Source organism: Fimbriimonas sp. LA-C6, assembly GCF_055398105.1.
Window position 1 is genome coordinate 3,814,570 of the sequence record NZ_AP038796.1, and the last position, 17,165, is coordinate 3,831,734.

A 17,165-nucleotide genomic window follows, 5' to 3' on the forward strand; every position below is an offset into this window, starting at 1 on the left:
TTCGGTTGCGGTCACAAAATCAATTATTGTATGAAAACTTCCGCAGAAGTAGGGGGTGACACATGAGTACGCTTGCTTTGTGGATCCTTTGGCTCGACTTGGAAGCAAACACAAGTGGTTTTTGGCGGGTGGCCACGGTGCGCTTTATGCACCACCTTTCCCTAAACACTTGCTTGCAACTGGATTTTGGGATGAATGTTATTTTGCCGATATTCGGATTCCTAGACTCTTTACGGCCCTCTTTCTTGACGAGATGGGTGTGCCAATTCGGTTCGATAGTTACCACAAGGGGTGGCGGCCGGATCGGCTTACGATCATGCATTACTCTGGCAACGTGGTGATTCGGGAAAGACGCTGCGTGACGGAAGGTAACGCCTGGGTTTCGGAGTTTGAGCTAGTCACTGCCGTTCGCCCTCTTCATGTCCTGATGTGGTCCTTGATCGATATGGGTTCGCCACTTCAGTCGCTTGGCGATCTGCAGGTTCAGGGTGACTCGGTTCTCGCACGGGTGGATACCGCTTGGCCATCCCAGCTGGAGGCAGACAGAACTGCGATTGAGAGCAGTCGAGGCTTTGGGCAGTCGGAAGAGATGCTGCCTGCTATTCCTTTATATCTGCAGATGGGTGGAGACTTGCCGCGTCACTCTTGGACAGTGAACCTGGCTCAACGGCATGATGAGTCACCGTTGTACGAACTGAGCGTGGCTCCTGAGAAGTTTCGAAATGGGAAGTTGCCTGGGGACTTTAAGGTTCATGTGGGCACGGAACCTGTTGAAGGCTTGGTCCATGTGGTTCAGCATTATCAGCTTACGGATAGGCGACCTCTACAACTTGTTTGTGGCTCGGGGCTGACCCAGGAAGCTGCTCGAAAGTCTTTTGATCAGGCAAAGAGTGATATTGCGATTGATCGGAGTGCTGAAAGCTGGCGGAAGTATTTCCAGGGCGTTCCGCAATTCGAGTCGAGCGATGAGCACCTCACCAATGCGTATTGGTACCGCTGGTATGGGGTGCGTCTGAATACAGTTGATGTGCCGAACCTGCCTCTCCAGACTGAATCGGGACGAGCTGGGTTTGCTCCGTATGTCACGGAGGGGGTTGGGTTCTTCCGGAACTTTGTCACCTACAGCGCCCAGGCTCATCTGCGGGAAGTGTCTTGGATGCACAGTCCTGAGTTGGGAGGTGGGATCCTTGATAACCTGTGCCAGATACAGCGAGAGGACGGCAGCTTCCCCGGGCACAGCTATTCCGGTCGTCGGCCGAGGGATTTTTACCACGCGGACTTTGCGACGGGGTTGCGTCAGATGCATTTCAACCATCCCGGGTCGGTTGGAAAAGAGCATTTGCAGGCTCTGAGACGATACGCAAACTATTTGCTCACTCAGCGAACCGTGAGTGCAGACCCCGCTAAGGAAGCGTTGTATGACGTGTTCGATCAGAACGAGACGGGTCAGGAATATATGAGCCGATACCTCTTTGCGAGTGAGAATGCAGACAAGTGGCAGAGCTTCCGCGTGAGCGGGGTGGATGCGACGGTTTACGCTGGGATGCTGTATGAGCTGCTGGCAGAGTTCCGTAGCACGAGTAGTCCCTATGAGAAGTACGCGCATGGGGTTCTGGAAGGGCTTAAGAGCCTCAGTTGGGATGCTGATGCCTCATTCTTCTTTGATCGGTCTATGGACGGTCTTAAATCGCCTTACAAGCCCGCAACTGGGTTTTATCCGCTTCTCCTGAGGCGAATTGGTGAAATTTTGTCGCAAACGGAGCTGAATGACCTTATAGGGAAGTGGTTGTCAAATCCAGATGAGTTCTGGCTTCCTAAGGGGTTTCCAGCAACGGCGATGTCTGACTCGACCTTTAGTGCTGAAGGAGAGTGGAAAGAGAAGCGGCTCAACTGCCCTTGGAATGGTCGAAGCTGGCCAATGGCTAACAGTCATTTGGTGGATGGTTTGGCAAATGCGTCGTTAGTTGATGAGTCGCTGCGTCCTCTTGCCGCGGAGGGATTCATGAAGGCGATTCGTCTGATGTTTCACCGGGACGATCCGCATCGTCCGAGCAGTTTCGAACATTACGACCCGATCAGTGGGACAGCTTCACTCTATCGAGGGTACGACGATTATATGCACTCGTGGATCGTGGACCTTGTGATGCGTCATGCGGTTGGTGTGGTGCCTGGCTCTCAAGAGTTGAGACCGCTGCCGATTGATGTTGATTGGATTCAGTGCGCGGAGATCCCGACTGGGCAAGGGCTTCGAGATGTTCGGATTGAAGGCGGAGTCGTGGTTACTCCTCGCTGACGCGGACTTCAATTCCGATTTGGGCGATGACGCTCGCCACGCTTTCGCATTCCTCTTGGACTCCATGGTGCACGACCGACTTACCGAGGAAGTGGATTTCCCATGTCTCCATGAGGGCTTCTTCTGCATCGCAGCTTGTTGCTAGCATAAGAATGTGAATGACTTCTTCCTCGGTGTTGTAGTCGTTGTTGAAGACCGTCACGACCCATGTGGAGCCGCTGAAGCCGTTGTTGATACTCTCGATAATCTCTGGAGTTTCAATAATGGATGGGCGGCTCATGGTCAGTCTTCCCACTCTAATCGGACTTCGGTTTTGATGCCGACCGATTCGATAATGTTCGCAGCGGATTCGCACTCCTCTTTGGAGGCGAAGTGCACGGGAGCCTTTCCGAAGGTGTGAGCTTCCCACATCTCGATAGATGCTTCTTCGATATCACAGTTGGTGGCTTTCATGAGGATCATGACTACCTCATCCACACTGTTGTGGTCGTTGTCGAAGATGACGACCATCCATCGACCGAGATTGGAGCCCGATCCGTCCGTGATTTCTGGTTCTAGAACTGTGTGACTCATGTCGAAAGTTGTGTAAGTGTTAGACGAATCTCAACGCGATTTCGTCTTTCCACGTGCAGAAAATCCACCGTAACCTAGAAGACATATCATGCTGGCCAGCATGAGAAGGAAGCCATTTCGCAGTCCTGGTGGTCTGTACTGAAATTCTAGCCGGGTTTGGCCCTCTGGTACATCAACTTTGCGCCAAAGTCCCTCTTGATCCACCTCTTTCCGAGTAGTTGTACAGATCCAGCCTGGCATCCAGCGATCTTTGATGAGGACCGACTTGGTTCCTGGTGTGACTTCAATCGTCTGGGAGTCGGCCGTTTCATCGACGATGGTTGCTGTTCCTGCGGTTGCTGAGATTCTTGTTCCGTCGAGTTTGTATTTGTAGATGCCGTTTTGTTCAGTCGCTTGGCCCATTTGTGGGAGCGGCTTTAGCGACCAAACTTCAGATACGCCTGCTTCCTGCAGCTTTGCTGGGTCCGCGGAGGGCTTGATAAACATCATGTTGCCGTTTGCTGGTGGAGCAGCGTCCGTGCCGTTTACGTCTGCTAGCATGGCGACGGTATCGCGATGGAGGAGTGAGTCGTAGCCTCCAAGTTCGTGGATGCGGCTCTGGGTGGCTGTGTTGGGCGGTAGCAGGGCTGGGGCAGCGGTCTGTAGGTCCCAGCTCGAGTTGATGATCGCAATGCGGTCTTGGGTGGGTGCGTTTTCTACTTTAGCCAAGGGTGCGCCGGTCATCACGATGTTGCTGGCATAACTAGCAACAGCAAGCAAGAGTGGGAATGCGACGAGGGCGGGCCTGTATTTGGCAAATTTTGATTGAGTGAGAAGCACGAGGCCGATGGTGCCAACGACTACCGAAATCAGCATAAGTGGCAGGGAAGAGCTGCTTGCAACGCCACGGAGGGTATCGAGTGCTTCGGGACTTACTTGAGTTGGGGCAGGGGTCAAGGAGGGTGCAGCAAAGTAAAGACCTGCTGTGAGCAAGACGAGGCCAGCAGCGCTGAGCGGTAGCTTCTTTTTGCTATCTTCTGGCTGGGCTTCGATGGCAGTGCCAGCAAGAATGCAGCTGGCCATCACGAAGAGCACTACAATTCGTCCTGGTGAGCCAGTCGATGACCAGCCTGGGACACCGAAGTACAGCGCTGCGTTGAGCGGGGTTCCGAGGGCGAGTAGGAAAGCGACTAGCCCGATGGCTGCGATGGGCCAGATGGCACGCTTTTTCCATGGGGCTAGACACAGCAGCCCAAGAACCAGTGGTCCTAGGCTGATGGCGGATTCTGCGAAGTTGGCACCTTGCTTGACTAATCCTGGCCAGTATTCGGAGATGGTTTTGCCGCCTCCGATGTCGACGGGATTTCGGGGTGAACCGAGGGCGGTTGGTGCACCGAGGGTGGCGAGTTCAAAGGGCTTGATAGATCCCGCAACGTAGGCGTTGTATCCTTCTTGAGAAGGCGTATTGCGGCGGTGTGAGAACTGGGAGTAGTTCAGAACGGGAAGAATCTGCGGAGCGGCCAAACAGCCGCCTAGGACGCAAAAGACCACTATCTGGACAAGGCGGGCTGGCTTTGCTTTGTTTGCGAGGCACCACCCTATGGCAAAGAGCACTGCTGCCATAAGTCCGTAGGCAGCAAATTGTAGGTGACCGGCCGTCATGAGCATTGCGACAGCAAGTGCTAGACCCAGTAGCGACTTCTTTTGCGTTGCGGTTGTCTGGTCAAAACTTCCCACGATCGCAACGAGGATCCAAGGAATCCACGCGGTTGTGGTGATGACGCTCGGAAGTCCTGTCCAAGAAAGCATGAATGAGCTGAGTGAGAAGCTGGAACCCGCGACAATAGCACCTAGATCTGTGGCCGATAGCTTCTTGCACAGCGCGTAGACTCCAGCACCGGCAAGTCCGAGGTGGAACCAGGAGAGCAGGGTCAGAGCGAGAGCAGTCGGTAGGTGAAGAAGTCCAGCGAGGATGTGGAGAGGATAGAGGGCGCCTGATTGTGAGTTTGCTAGGAGTGGGTAGCCGGCTAATTCATAAGGGTTCCATAAGGGGAGATGTCCCTTGCCCCAAGATTCGAAAACTAGGCTACGCCAGCCGTAGAACTGCAAAGCTGCGTCCGCTTGGAGTACGTCCCAGGGTTGAACTGGTTTCGCCGCGCTCCAAGGGGCCATGCTCCGGATCTGGTCGAATGGGCCGATTGCCTCACCGAGAAAGATTGCACGCCAAAGCGGCACGACCGGAACAAGGAACAGGAACAGCCAGGACCAAGACCTGCGCAGGAAACTCATTGCCATAAGCATAGCTGCCACTTGGGCGAGCTATCTACGCTGTTTAACAGTAGCCAGCTTGTTGAAGTGCTTTTTCGTGATCTGGATTGACAGCCAGGATCTGCTTGAGCAGCCCACATGCTTCTTCGTACATACCGAGCATCATGTAGGTCATCGCTAGGTCGTACTTAACGTCGAGGTTGCTTGGCACCTGTTGGCAGAGGGCATTGAGTGCAGCCAGCGAGCCATCGAAGTCGCCTTCAAAACCAATGATCAGGGCCATCTGATGACGAGCGCCCACATGGTTAGGGTTCATTCCCAATACTCTCTGAAACTCTAGTCGCGCCTCTGAGTAGCGCCCATCGCAACGTAACTGAAAACCGCGCTGAAAGATATCTTCGATGTCCATGATCGTTGCCATCATCGGCGTCCGAGTATAACACATCTGGAGTTGATACACAAAGAGGCCCACGAAATCTTGTTAGACGTCCGTGGGCCGTGTTTTGTTCGAGGAACCTGCTCGTTTAAGCAGTTCCTGGTTCGAGACGAGGTGGAGGAGTTGGCTGCTTCGCAGGTTTGCTCTCTTCTTCTCGTGTTCCGTCTACTGGCTTGTTGATGTTTGTGGAGGCGACTGGGGGAAGCGTCCCACCCTGCATGACCGTCAGGAACTCGTCACGTGTGAGGGTTTCCTGGTCGAGGAGAGCTGCGACGACTGCATCGAGCTGCTCGCGGTGTGTTGACAGAAGCTCGGTAGCTCGGATGTGACACTTGTCGACAATGGCTCGAACTTCGTCGTCGATCTGGCGGGCTACATCTTCGGAGTAGTTTCGGTCCTCTGAGAAGTCGCGTCCCAAGAATGGGTTGTGGCTTCTTCGACCGAGAGCTAAGGTTCCAAGTTTCTCACTCATCCCGTACTGACAAACCATGGCTCGGGCGATTCGAGTGACTCTTTCGAGGTCGTTGCTCGCTCCCGTGGTTGTCTGACCGTACACGATTTCTTCTGCAACTCGTCCGCCGAGGAGTGCTGTGATGTCGTCGAGTAGTTCCTCGTTGGAGACAAGGTACTTGTCGGCGATTGGCAGCTGCCAAGTGGAACCGAGTGACATACCTCGCGGCAGGATCGTAACCTTGTGGACTGGATCTGCGTGCTCAAGGATCTCACCGACGACGGCATGGCCGGCTTCGTGGAAAGCGATGATCTCTCTTTCCTTGGCGTCCATGACTCGGCTTCGACGCTGAGGTCCTGCGATCGTTCGATCCAGTGCCTCCTCGAGATCTGACTGGGCGATCTTGCTGTGTCCGCGTCGTGCTGCAAGGAGTGCAGACTCGTTGAGCATGTTGGCTAGATCAGCACCGGTAAAGCCGGGAGTTCTCTTTGCCAAGATCTCCATGTCCATATCTACATCGAACGGCTTGCCTTTGCAGTGGACTTTCAGGATCTGAAGTCTGCCTGCTTGGTCAGGTGCGTCGACGACAATCTGTCTGTCGAATCGGCCAGGTCTCAAGAGAGCAGGATCCAGAACGTCTGGGCGGTTGGTTGCAGCAATGAGGATGACGCCAGAGTTGGGGTCGAATCCGTCCATTTCCACCAGCAACTGGTTCAGCGTTTGTTCGCGCTCATCGTGACCGCCACCCAATCCAGCGCCTCGCTGTCGCCCTACTGCGTCGATTTCATCGACGAAGATTAGCGATGGGCGGTGAGCTTTTGCGGTTTCGAATAGGTCTCGGACACGAGCGGCACCTACACCGACGAACATTTCCACGAAATCGGAGCCACTGATGTGGAAGAAGGGAACTCCAGCTTCGCCAGCGATGGCACGTGCGAGGTAGGTCTTACCGACGCCGGGAGGGCCCGTCAGAAGGATTCCCTTAGGAATCTTCGCGCCCAAGGCTGCATATTTCTTGGTGTTCTTAAGGAAGTCGACGATCTCGAAGAGTTCTTGTTTTGCTTCTTCGATACCGGCAACGTCATCGAACGTAATTTTGGGGCCTGTTTCGCCGACTCTCTTGGCTTTACTTCGGCCGAAGTTCATGGCCTGGTTTCCGCCCATTTGTGCCGGGCGAAGGACCAAGAAGTAAATGAGCGCCAAGAACATCAGCGGGAAAGCGATCACGGACAAAATACCTATGATGTTCGTGCTGATGGGTGGTGAGGCGAGTTTCCAGTTCACCCCGTTTTCGTTAAGAAGCGAGGTGTACTGCGCTGCGCCAGCGGAGTTAACGTCAGGCATAAGAACTTCAAACGGCTCGGTCTTATCGCCTACCCGTATGGTTCCCGAGAGGGTCGTCTGTTGCCATTCGGCCTTCTCAATTTTCTTATTCTTTATCGCCTGAGTTAGCTCAGTGTTGCTGAGTTGTCGCGGTTTCGAACCTAAAAGCCCCGTGCCGGTGTTACCCAGTGTGTTCACTAGAGCTATCGAAACGACAACGACAAAAAACAGAAGCAATAAAGTCTTGGCTGGTCGGTTGTTCAAAGCATCTCCGCGTAGAAGGTAAGTCTCTCTTCTTTGGTACGTTCAGTCCTTCACGCACGTTTCTTCATTATGACCCCGCTAGTTGCCTAACGGTTCAAAACGAATCACTATAACACCTGTGGACTCATTGTTTGTTCTGGCTCGTTCATCTAAACAAACGCCCGGAACCCAAATGGGGCCTAACATGTCACATACGAGCGGAATCCTAGATCTTGCTCCCGAAGTGAGTTTTAGTTCGCTCAAAAGGTCACTTATTTTACGTGTTCCATCAAATCCTAAGGGTCTTATTGTATCGCCAGCCTGAACGGTTCGAAAATAGAGGCTGCCCTTTACGTTCGCTTTGTTCAGTTCAACCGCTAAGGAGGCTCTCACTGGTTTTGATTCACTTGCAGGTGCATCAAAGGCTGTGAACTGCCATCCAAACTCTTCGCTGATGGTTTCACCAGGCAAAGTAAGACTGTACCGATATGGAATTGTTGGTCGAATTTGGCGGGCCATTATACGATTTGCATCCCATTCGACCGCAACAGAGCCTCCTTCGCAAGTGATGGCTCCATTGTCCTTTTCGACAACACCTTCCAAGATAAGCACGGTTTGATGCCTATCGAGACTTCCTCCAAGGGTTTCTACGGCCAATCGGATGGCGCGTTTAAATAGAACCGCCGGAAGTCCCGAAAGTTTCGATCTTGAGAAGGCAACCTCTACATCTTTGGTGAGAAACCAGAGCGGACCGTTCAACTGGATTTCGCTTTGTTCCAGGGCGGCTGCCGCTGCGCCGTTCAAGAAACGGTCTTCTTCATCGATGAGTGAAGCCATCCGAGAGATGGTGGTTTCAACCGAGGGGTTGATGGAGATTAGTTCGGGTAAGACTCGGTGGCGGACACGAGCGCGTGAAAAGTTGATGTCGGTGTTTGCAGGGTCATCGTGAAACCAGAGACCTCGGTCCTCGCAAAACTTGCGCGTCTCATCTCTTGAAAACGGGAGAAGGGGACGAACTACGTTGCCTCGTTGAGCAGGAATTCCTGTAAGTCCCTGCATTCCTGATCCTCTCGTCAGGTTCAAAAGAACGGTTTCTACGTGGTCGCTTCTTGTATGTGCGGTTGCGATCAGGTTGCATTCCACGCTTCGGGCTCCTTGTTCAAAAAAGCCGTAGCGCGCGTGTCTGCCTGCTTCTTCGAGGCCAATTCCCATGTCTTGTGCCATCTGAGGGACTTGGGCTCGTCCCGAGATGAATGGGATGTTGAGGGATTCTGCGAAGGCCTGGCAAAGCTTGAGTTCTTTCTCGGCCTCGTCGCGTTGGCCGTGGTGAAGATGTGCTGCAACCACATCGATGCCTGCCTCTTTCAGGAGTACGAGAAGGCAGGTGCTGTCAGCTCCCCCGCTGTAACCCACCAGAACTCTGTCAGTTTGTTGGATGATTCCGGTGGTTTCGAGGTGCTTCTTAAATCGGTCGACCACTGATAGAGAGTACCGCCGTCGAATGATTTGACTGTCAGGAATTGAACGCAGATAAAGATAGGAATCTCTCAACTTGATTGAGCTAAGGTATCTTCTTCTTATCCCTCACGATTTAGTCTCAGTGTGAATACTGAATGCTTGACTATGGCCGCTGGATGGGATACCAACCCGTACCCGCCGCCGCATTGAATCCTTGCTGCCTCACTGAAGATGCTGTGAGGGGGCGTTGGGGAAAAGAGGAGTCACCACTATCAGGAAGGACGACAAGGCACTCGTTGACCATCTGCGTAACCTTGCGCGGCTGGATGATCCGGAAGCGGTCCGCGAACAGATCGAAGGCACTCGTGCTGAAGATATCGCGGAGGCGTTTCAACGCCTTGAAGTCGATGAAGGGCTCCACATTCTCCAGCTACTTGACCCGGAGACTGCCTGTTATGTTCTGATTGAGTTGCCTACTGAGACTGCTCGCCAGTTTGTAAAGGGACTCCCTGACTCGACGATTGCTCACTACCTCGACATCCTTCCGATGGATGACGCTTTGGAACTCCGTGAAGAGTTGGATCCGGAGCGGTTCGAAGCCCTCTTGCATGTCATCCCTAACGAGGATGCGGAGGAAATACGTCGACTGTTGAGCTACCCGACGGGTTCCGCTGGTCAGTTGATGACCGAGAGCTTCGTCAAAGTTCCTCCAGACTCGACGATGGCGGACGTGCTGGAGATCATTCGAAGCACAACGGATGCCGACTTCGAGACGGTCAACTATATTTATGTTTTAAGCGAAGACCGACATCTTCTGGGCGTTCTTACTCTTCGGCGTGTTATTCGAGCTGCGCCTGAATCAAGTGCTCGGGACGTGATGAACGATGATCCCATCTCCGTTTCTGTTCTAGAAAAGGAGGAGGAAGTTGCACGTACCCTTGCCCGATACGGTTTCTCCGCGCTTCCCGTTCTCGATGATCGTGGGCGGATGGTCGGTATTGTCACTGCTGACGACGCTCAGGAAGTCTTAGAGGACGCTGAGACGGAAGACGTGCTCAAGATGGGCGCGGTGAGCGGCGACGCTGAGGCTTACCTATCGCTGAGTGTTTGGCAATTGGTGAAGCGCCGCGTGCCCTGGTTGCTGGCCCTATTTATTGCAGAGAGCCTGACCGGCAACGTCTTGCGATATTACGGGCAGGGTGGCGGCGGGGAAGAGGTGAAGCTGAATCCGCTCGCTTTCTTCATTCCGCTATTGATTGGTGCTGGAGGCAATAGTGGTTCTCAGGTAACCACCACGATTACTCGCGCGCTTGCATTGGGAGAAGTCAGGACTACAGACTGGTGGCGGGTCACTCGGAGAGAAGTGGCGACGGCAATGATCTCAGGCACGATTTTGGGTGTGGTTGGCTTTGCACGAGCTTACATTCCGGTACCGATTATCGGATGGGGTTCTAAGCTTGATATCTCTATGGTTGTAGGTATTGCACTTCCTGCTATCGTGCTTTGGTCTACGAGCGTCGGTAGTTTGCTGCCAATCTTAGCCAAGCGGCTGAACATCGACCCAGCGGTGATGAGCGCTCCGTTTATTTCCACGTTTGTGGACGCGACCGGTTTGGTGATCTACTTTGAGATCGCAAAGCGGCTTCTCACGCACACTTCCTAAAGGAAAGGTGTCGGGTTGGCGCTCGGGAAGTGAGAGTTGTCGTAGAACGCTACTCCAAGAGCTTTTGCGTATTGCCAACCCTTTTGCAGCAGTGGACCCGCGCCCGCATTGAGCGGTTGACCGGGCGGGAGGCTCCTCGTATCTTGCTGTAACACCATCACCGGCTCTTTGTTTGCTTTCCAGTGGAGAACAAGGTGGTAGGTAGTACCATTGGGTGTCATTCGGCTGTTGGGCTCTGCGATGAGTACGATGGCATCGAGGTCTCGGAACGATCCGAATGTGGTGGTGGGCACGAAGCCTGGCCCTTGTCTACGTTTGTAGACATGTTCTTTCAGGTCGAAGGTGATACTCTGAAGTGAGAACGCTGCCAGGACGCCTGCGAAGGCCACGGCTGCGGATGTAAGGATCATCCAGAGTGAATCGACCATGACTGGAAGGCCCACAATCGACGCGAACATGCCGTACACGGTTCCAGCAATGCCACCAACGATGCAAGACTTTATCAGGATGTGATAAGGCTGCGCGGCAGAAAAGACAAGGCGTCGATTCTCACCCTGGAACCTACCGAAGAGCGGGGTTTCTATCACGGTACAAGTTTAGAACTGGGCACTCTCAAGAAGATAGTGCCCAGCTAAATTAACCTCTCGCGGCCTTTTCGAGGGCGATCTTGAGGACTTGATCGGCACTCTTCACGAAGTGCGCCTTGAGCTTATGACGGATCTCGATGGGAACGTCCTCCATGTAGTCCTTCTCGTTTTGATCGGGAAGAATCAGGACTTCCACTCCGGCTCTGTTGGCAGCAAGCACCTTCTCTTTGATTCCACCGACTGGGAGGACCTGCCCACTGAGTGTGATTTCTCCAGTCATGGCTAGGCGGGGTTTTACTTTTCGGTCGGTAAGTAGAGAGGTAAGAGCCGTGAGCATGGTCACACCCGCGCTGGGGCCGTCTTTGGGGACTGCGCCTGCTGGGACGTGGACATGGATTTCCATTTTGTCATAGAAATCAGGGTTGATCTTGAGTGTATCGAGATGGCTGCGGACATAGCTGAGGGCTGCCGTTACCGACTCCTTCATGACGTCTCCGAGTTGCCCCGTGACGATCAGGCTCTTGTGACCAGGCATTTTCGCTGTCTCGATAAAGAGGACATCTCCGCCTACAGGAGTCCATGCGAGTCCAACGGCCGTACCGGGCGTCATCTCCCGCTCGACGACTTCGTCGTGTAGATAGCGAGGGGAGCCAAGGGCTGTCTCGATGAACTTGGGGTTTACCGTGATCTTTGCGGTTTGTCCTTCAGCCACCATTCGGGTGACTTTCCGAACGACCGAACCGGCTTCGCGCTCAAGGTTTCGGACGCCCGCTTCGCGGGTGTAGTGACGCACGAGCTTTTGGACAGCTTCACGCTTCCAAACGATTTGTGAGGGTTTGAGGCCATGTTCTTCAATTTGCTTTGGAATGAGGTGCCTTACGGCGATCTCAGTCTTTTCTTCTTCTGTATAACCGCCAAGTTCGATGACTTCCATTCGGTCGCGCAGAGCGGCCGGGATGGTGTCGAGTCGGTTGGCCGTGGTGATAAAGAACACCTTAGACAGATCGAACGGAATGTCTAAGTAATGGTCCCTAAAGGTGGAGTTTTGCTCGGGGTCGAGCACTTCCAGGAGAGCTGAAGAGGGGTCGCCTCGAAAGTCTTGCCCTAGTTTATCGATCTCGTCCAGGATGATTACTGGGTTGGACGACTCAGCGCGACGGAGACACTGGATGATTTGTCCAGGTAGGGCGCCGATGTAGGTTCTTCGGTGACCTCGAATTTCGGCTTCGTCCCGCATGCCGCCAAGTGAGATTCGACCATATTTTCGGCCCAATGCTGTCGCAATCGACCGACCTAAGGAGGTTTTACCGACACCTGGGGGGCCTGCGAAACAAAGGATCGGTTGGCGAATGGTGCCTTCAGTTTTGACCTTTCGGACCGCTAGGAACTCAATGATTCGGTCCTTGATCCTTTCAAGGCCAAAATGATCCGAGTCTAAGACTTCCTTTACGTGTGCGAGATCTAGGTTGTCTTCCGTCGAGAGTCCCCATGGCATGGAGAGCATCCAGTCGATGTAGGTTCTTGAGACGGTGTATTCGGGCGCGCCGGGGTTCATGCGGCGAAGTCTGTCGAACTCTCGGTTGACTTCTTTGAGCGCTTCAGCGCTGAGTTGGACGCTGTCAATACGTGAACGAAGTTCGTCGAGCTCTTCGCCACGATCATCGGTTTCACCTAGCTCTCGCTGAATCGCTTTGAGTTGCTCTCGCAGATAGTATTCGCGCTGCGACTTACTGAGCTCGGTGTTGACTTCGTTTTGTACCTTGCTGGTGAGTTCGAGCACACGAACTTCTTTGCCGAGCATTTCGAGTAGCACTCGCAGCCGCTTCGAGACGTCGGTGGTCTCCAAAATGGTCTGCTTGTCGCCTACCGCAAGAGTCATGTGAGCGGCGACGAGATCTGCCATCACATTGGTTTCTTGAACTGCTTGGGTAAGGCTTCGCAACTCTTCAGGGAGTTGCGGTGACAACCGGATTGCTTGCTCGAACAGGGCCGAAATCGATCGGCGCAATGCCTCCATCTCTTCGGACTTGTCATCTGCTGGGATGATGTCTTCTAAGACTTCAATCTTCGCGCGTAGGTAGGGCTGTTCTTGCAAACGCTCTACGATGCGGAAGCGAGTGACACCTTGAACGATGAGACGCACCGCGTCTGGCATTTTGACAAGCGTTCGGATGATGACTGCACATCCATATTCGTAAACGTCATCGAATCCAGGATTGTCGTCGTGAGGTTGGCGTTGTGCTACTACGCCGATCACCCTGTTATTTCCGACAATCGATTCGTCGATGAGTTGAACGCTCGATTCTCTTGCCACGCTCAAAGGGGCGATGAGCATGGGATAAATCACGCTATCGCGGAGTGGCAATATGTTTAGTTCTGAGGGAACATCGGGCTTGGGTTCTTCATCAGAGGGCTCCTGAATCTGGGGCTCACTGATTTCTCCTTCCTCGATTTCCTCATCCAAGATGGGAAGTTTAACTTCTGCCATTAGACCTTCTTAACGGATACAGTCTTTGATACGACGACTCGATCAACCTTTGGAATCATCACGACTAAAAACCCATTGCGATATTGCGCTTTGATCCCTCGTGCGTCGATGCTGATTTCAGGGAGGCGCACCTCCCTTTGAAAGTCGCCGTAAAAAATTTCTAGTTGATGAACACCTTGTCGACTTCCGTCGCTAAAGTCCTCTTCCGGCCGCGTTCCTCGGAGTAGCACGCTGTGGCGCTCTGGAATGTACAGCAGCGTGACGTCCTCTCCACGCACACCTGCAATTTCAGCTTTGAGAAGCAAGCGATGATCTTCTTCGATCAGGTCGACACGAGGTTCCCAAAACCGAGCGTTCGCCAGTCTCGGTCTAGACCGAGTCAGTTCTTCGGCCATTCGCTGCATGTCTTCGCCAACATGCCAAAACCACTCCTCGACTTCACGGCGCGGCATACAACGGATTGTACTTGAGGGAGGGGTCTGAATCCATGGTATTGGGACTTAGCGTGACAAATCGTTAAGCGTAGCGTGACAGGTGTTTTTTCTGGCTGAGGAATGCCGATAGCAAAGAAAGATGAACTCAGAGACTATGTCTCAGCCGTGAGTTTTGGACCAATCGAAGGAGAAGGACTGAATGACCTTATTTCAAAAACTGTTCGTTGTAACGGGAATCGTGCTAAGTGGATTCATCGCGGGTTGCGGAGGAGGTGGTGGAGGCTCTGCTGGATCGACTTCGATGAACCTCTTTGCATCGGATGACCTCAACCAGGGTTACGATCACGTTTGGGTAACGATTAAGAAGGTCGTTTTGAAGTCAAATGATAAGAGCCAAACGATCTATGATGACCCGGTGGGAAGAACTGTAGATCTTCACACGCTCCATGACTCGAACGGTGCTCGGTTCACTCTGCTTGGAGCCGGATCGATTCCCGCTGGTACCTATAATGGGGCTGATATCACGCTTGCCAAAGACGTGGTGATTTATCCAACGGGAGCCACCACAGGAACCAAGGCTGCATTTGAGAACAACGACGGGACGAACAAGCTCATCACGATGAATTTTGGTACGCCGAAGGTCGTCACGACTGGAACAAACCTGGTGTTGGATTTTGATTTAGCGAAGTGGAACCTCGTCGGAAATGTGGTTTCTGCGTCTGGAGAATATGTCAAACAAGGTGATGGGGTTGGCTTGTCGGACAAGACCAAGCACGAAGACAGTAGTCACCCGGGCATCATCGCGGGTCTTACTGGCACGGCACCGACTCAGACGTTCAAGTTGGGTCTACTCACCGTGAATACCGACGAGCATACTTCGATCTTCAACAATGACGGATCGGATACTCCTGTCTTGGCTAACGGCGAGACGGTGGAAGTACGTGGTGTTTTTGATGCTACGACGAACTCGCTCCTTGCGTCGACGATTAGGCTCAAGAAGGTTGTTGAGCAGAACCACAACGTCAAAGCTGAAGGGCTTATTGCAACACTGAGTTCTCCCTCGATGACTGTGACCATTAAGAGTGCGGAAAAGTACCAGCCAACTACCATCACTGGAACGGTCAATACAGACTCGAACACCCAGTTCTTCTCAAAGAGCGGTGTGTCACTGACTCAATCAGCTTTCTTTGCGCTCGCAACGGTAGGTGATACTGTTGATGTGGAAGGGACGCTGGATGTGTCCAGTCAGACATTGACGGCGGTACGTGTGAAGCTTGAGAGCGAGCACTCGGTCGGCGGCGGTGACGGTGGCGAGGATCATCATCAACTTGCCCACGTGTTTGGAACGCTTTCGACATCTGATCTCAGCGGAAACACTGTAACGATCAAAGCCACCGGCTGGGCAGGTATGTCTATCTCCCTTGGCAAGTCGATTACTGTTGTGATGCAGGAGGACGCTGCTTACCACAATGGTGATGGCAACATCACCGAGTCCGCATTCTTCGGGCTGCTGTCAGTGGATCTTAAGATAGCCGTTGAAGGTGAATATGACCCGAGCACGGGGATATTCACTGCAAAGAGCATCCGTATTGTTCGCCCTTAGGCTGAGCTTGGAATGAGGTTTGCTAGGCCGCGTTTCGAAAGGAACGCGGCGGCTGCCCCAATCAGCATCAAGACGCCTCCCACCTGGAAAGCCAGCGGAACTCCCACGCTCGGCAGCCAGGTGGGGAGGTGTTTTGCTGTTCGGGTCATGTTTGCTAGCCAACCAAAGAACAGCACGCCGAACGGCGAGAGTCCATTGAGTGCCCAGATGTGCATCGCGATGACTCTGCCTCTCAACCGTTCTGGGGCAAGCGTTTGGAACAGTGCGTTGGTTGTGTTGAGTTGCATAATCGACGCCATCCCAACTACTCCGAACACCAGATACGCGATCCAGGGAATTTTCAGGACACTCACCAGTAGCAATCCGAGTCCGATCACGAGCATGGAAGCGCGGATAATTGTTCCTTTTCGGGGACTATCTGCCAGGTGAGTCACCCAGAGAAGTCCGGCAAGAGCACCGATTCCGACAGCCGTATAAGCGAAACCTAGCCCGTGCTTTGGATCGGCGGTCGTCAGGATGTCTTGAACAAATGCGGGCAGAAGTGGGATGTATGCGAGACCAAAAATGGCAGTGGCTGACTCTAAAAGAAATAGGGCACGCAGGCGGTGGTCGCGCAGCGTGTAGAGTGCACCTTCAAAAATAATGTCTCGGTGGAACCCAACTCCGACTTCGGTGGATTTGAGGTTGGACTTGATGGCAAGCGATGCCCAGATCAGGGCAAAGAAGCTGATGCCATTCAGGAGATAGCAAGCTGCAACGCCAAATAAGGCAAGTGTAAGACCACCTATCGCCGGACCGAAGATCCGTGCGATGTTGAAGGTCATTGCATTCACGGGCACAGCGGTTGCTAGCTCTTCTGGAGGCACGACGCGGCTGACAACGCTTTGTCGTGTGGGCATTTCGATGGTGGAGATGACGCCGTTGAGAAATGCGATCACGACGATATGCCAGTACTGGACGAAGCCAAAATAGGTTGCTACTGCCAAGATGCAGGCCAGGATTCCGAAGAGTGCCTGTGTCCATACCAGCACAAGTCGTTTGTCGAGTTGGTCTGCAAGCGTTCCGGTAAAGAGTCCGAGAACCAGAACGGGGAAACTCCAAGCAAATGACACGAAGGCGAGCTTGGATTCGTCTTTAGTGAGTTCGTAAACGAAGTGGCCCTGGGCAACTTTCTCCACCCAGCTTCCCGTGAAACTGACAAACGCTCCGATCCATAGGAGCCGGAAGTCGGGGTATCTCAGCACGCGTGCCAGACGAGACCCTGAGACCATTCGCTTCAACCCACTCGCTCGGGGTGAAGCATCGGAATCCATAACTTAGTATGGCAGCTTTCCATACCATGCCTGGGGAGCCCACTCTGGTATGA

At 53.3% G+C, this 17,165-nt stretch carries 13 protein-coding genes; 3 read left to right on the plus strand and 10 right to left on the minus strand.

The window, feature by feature from the left end; genetic code table 11:
• Nucleotides 1-55 precede the first annotated feature (55 nt).
• On the plus strand, nucleotides 56-2,293 hold the full coding sequence (locus ACZ51B_RS17530; RefSeq protein ID WP_464294635.1) for an MGH1-like glycoside hydrolase domain-containing protein: 2,238 nt from the start codon (nucleotides 56-58) through the stop codon (nucleotides 2,291-2,293).
• On the opposite strand, the gene ACZ51B_RS17535 is transcribed toward ACZ51B_RS17530, so the two are convergent.
• From ACZ51B_RS17535 to tilS, 6 genes are all read right to left on the minus strand, one after another.
• A complete protein-coding gene (locus tag ACZ51B_RS17535; RefSeq protein ID WP_464294636.1) occupies nucleotides 2,280-2,573 on the minus strand; it encodes an ATP-dependent Clp protease adaptor ClpS in 294 nt (97 codons plus the stop codon). The two genes, ACZ51B_RS17530 and ACZ51B_RS17535, sit on opposite strands and share 14 nt — an antisense overlap.
• A 2-nt stretch (nucleotides 2,574-2,575) precedes the next feature.
• Complete coding sequence (locus ACZ51B_RS17540; RefSeq protein ID WP_464294637.1) at nucleotides 2,576-2,866, minus strand: ATP-dependent Clp protease adaptor ClpS; 291 nt, start codon at nucleotides 2,864-2,866, stop codon at nucleotides 2,576-2,578.
• Nucleotides 2,867-2,896: 30 nt separating this feature from the next.
• Complete coding sequence (locus ACZ51B_RS17545) at nucleotides 2,897-5,134, minus strand: hypothetical protein (RefSeq protein ID WP_464294638.1); 2,238 nt, start codon at nucleotides 5,132-5,134, stop codon at nucleotides 2,897-2,899.
• 43 nt (nucleotides 5,135-5,177) lie between these two features.
• Complete coding sequence (locus ACZ51B_RS17550; RefSeq protein ID WP_464294639.1) at nucleotides 5,178-5,585, minus strand: tetratricopeptide repeat protein; 408 nt, start codon at nucleotides 5,583-5,585, stop codon at nucleotides 5,178-5,180.
• A 52-nt stretch (nucleotides 5,586-5,637) separates the two neighbouring features.
• The gene (ftsH, locus tag ACZ51B_RS17555; RefSeq protein WP_464294640.1) at nucleotides 5,638-7,521 is read right to left on the minus strand and encodes an ATP-dependent zinc metalloprotease FtsH; all 1,884 of its coding nucleotides are present in this window, start codon (nucleotides 7,519-7,521) and stop codon (nucleotides 5,638-5,640) included.
• A gap of 144 nt (nucleotides 7,522-7,665) precedes the next feature.
• The gene (tilS, locus tag ACZ51B_RS17560) at nucleotides 7,666-9,045 is read right to left on the minus strand and encodes a tRNA lysidine(34) synthetase TilS (protein WP_464294641.1); all 1,380 of its coding nucleotides are present in this window, start codon (nucleotides 9,043-9,045) and stop codon (nucleotides 7,666-7,668) included.
• Nucleotides 9,046-9,271: 226 nt separating this feature from the next.
• Here tilS and mgtE point away from each other — a divergent pair, with 226 nt between their 5' ends.
• Nucleotides 9,272-10,687 carry a magnesium transporter gene (gene mgtE / locus ACZ51B_RS17565; RefSeq protein WP_464294642.1) on the plus strand — a complete coding sequence of 472 codons (1,416 nt, stop codon included), beginning with the start codon at nucleotides 9,272-9,274 and terminating at the stop codon, nucleotides 10,685-10,687.
• On the opposite strand, the gene ACZ51B_RS17570 is transcribed toward mgtE, so the two are convergent.
• From ACZ51B_RS17570 to ACZ51B_RS17580, 3 genes are read right to left on the minus strand one after another with little or no spacing between them, the layout of a single operon-like run.
• On the minus strand, nucleotides 10,684-11,274 hold the full coding sequence (locus tag ACZ51B_RS17570; RefSeq protein WP_464294643.1) for a hypothetical protein: 591 nt from the start codon (nucleotides 11,272-11,274) through the stop codon (nucleotides 10,684-10,686). The two genes, mgtE and ACZ51B_RS17570, sit on opposite strands and share 4 nt — an antisense overlap.
• Before the next feature lie 49 nt (nucleotides 11,275-11,323).
• Complete coding sequence (gene lon, locus ACZ51B_RS17575) at nucleotides 11,324-13,762, minus strand: endopeptidase La (protein ID WP_464294644.1); 2,439 nt, start codon at nucleotides 13,760-13,762, stop codon at nucleotides 11,324-11,326.
• Nucleotides 13,762-14,214, minus strand: coding sequence for an Hsp20/alpha crystallin family protein (locus ACZ51B_RS17580; RefSeq protein WP_464294645.1), 453 nt, complete (start codon nucleotides 14,212-14,214; stop codon nucleotides 13,762-13,764). The genes lon and ACZ51B_RS17580 overlap by 1 nt, the downstream gene beginning before the upstream one ends.
• Before the next feature lie 181 nt (nucleotides 14,215-14,395).
• Here ACZ51B_RS17580 and ACZ51B_RS17585 point away from each other — a divergent pair, with 181 nt between their 5' ends.
• Nucleotides 14,396-15,799 (plus strand): DUF5666 domain-containing protein, encoded by a 1,404-nt coding sequence (locus tag ACZ51B_RS17585; RefSeq protein WP_464294646.1) that lies wholly within the window; start codon nucleotides 14,396-14,398, stop codon nucleotides 15,797-15,799.
• Here ACZ51B_RS17585 and ACZ51B_RS17590 read toward each other — a convergent pair.
• Nucleotides 15,796-17,112 (minus strand): MFS transporter, encoded by a 1,317-nt coding sequence (locus ACZ51B_RS17590; protein ID WP_464294647.1) that lies wholly within the window; start codon nucleotides 17,110-17,112, stop codon nucleotides 15,796-15,798. The genes ACZ51B_RS17585 and ACZ51B_RS17590 overlap by 4 nt on opposite strands.
• Nucleotides 17,113-17,165 lie beyond the last annotated feature (53 nt).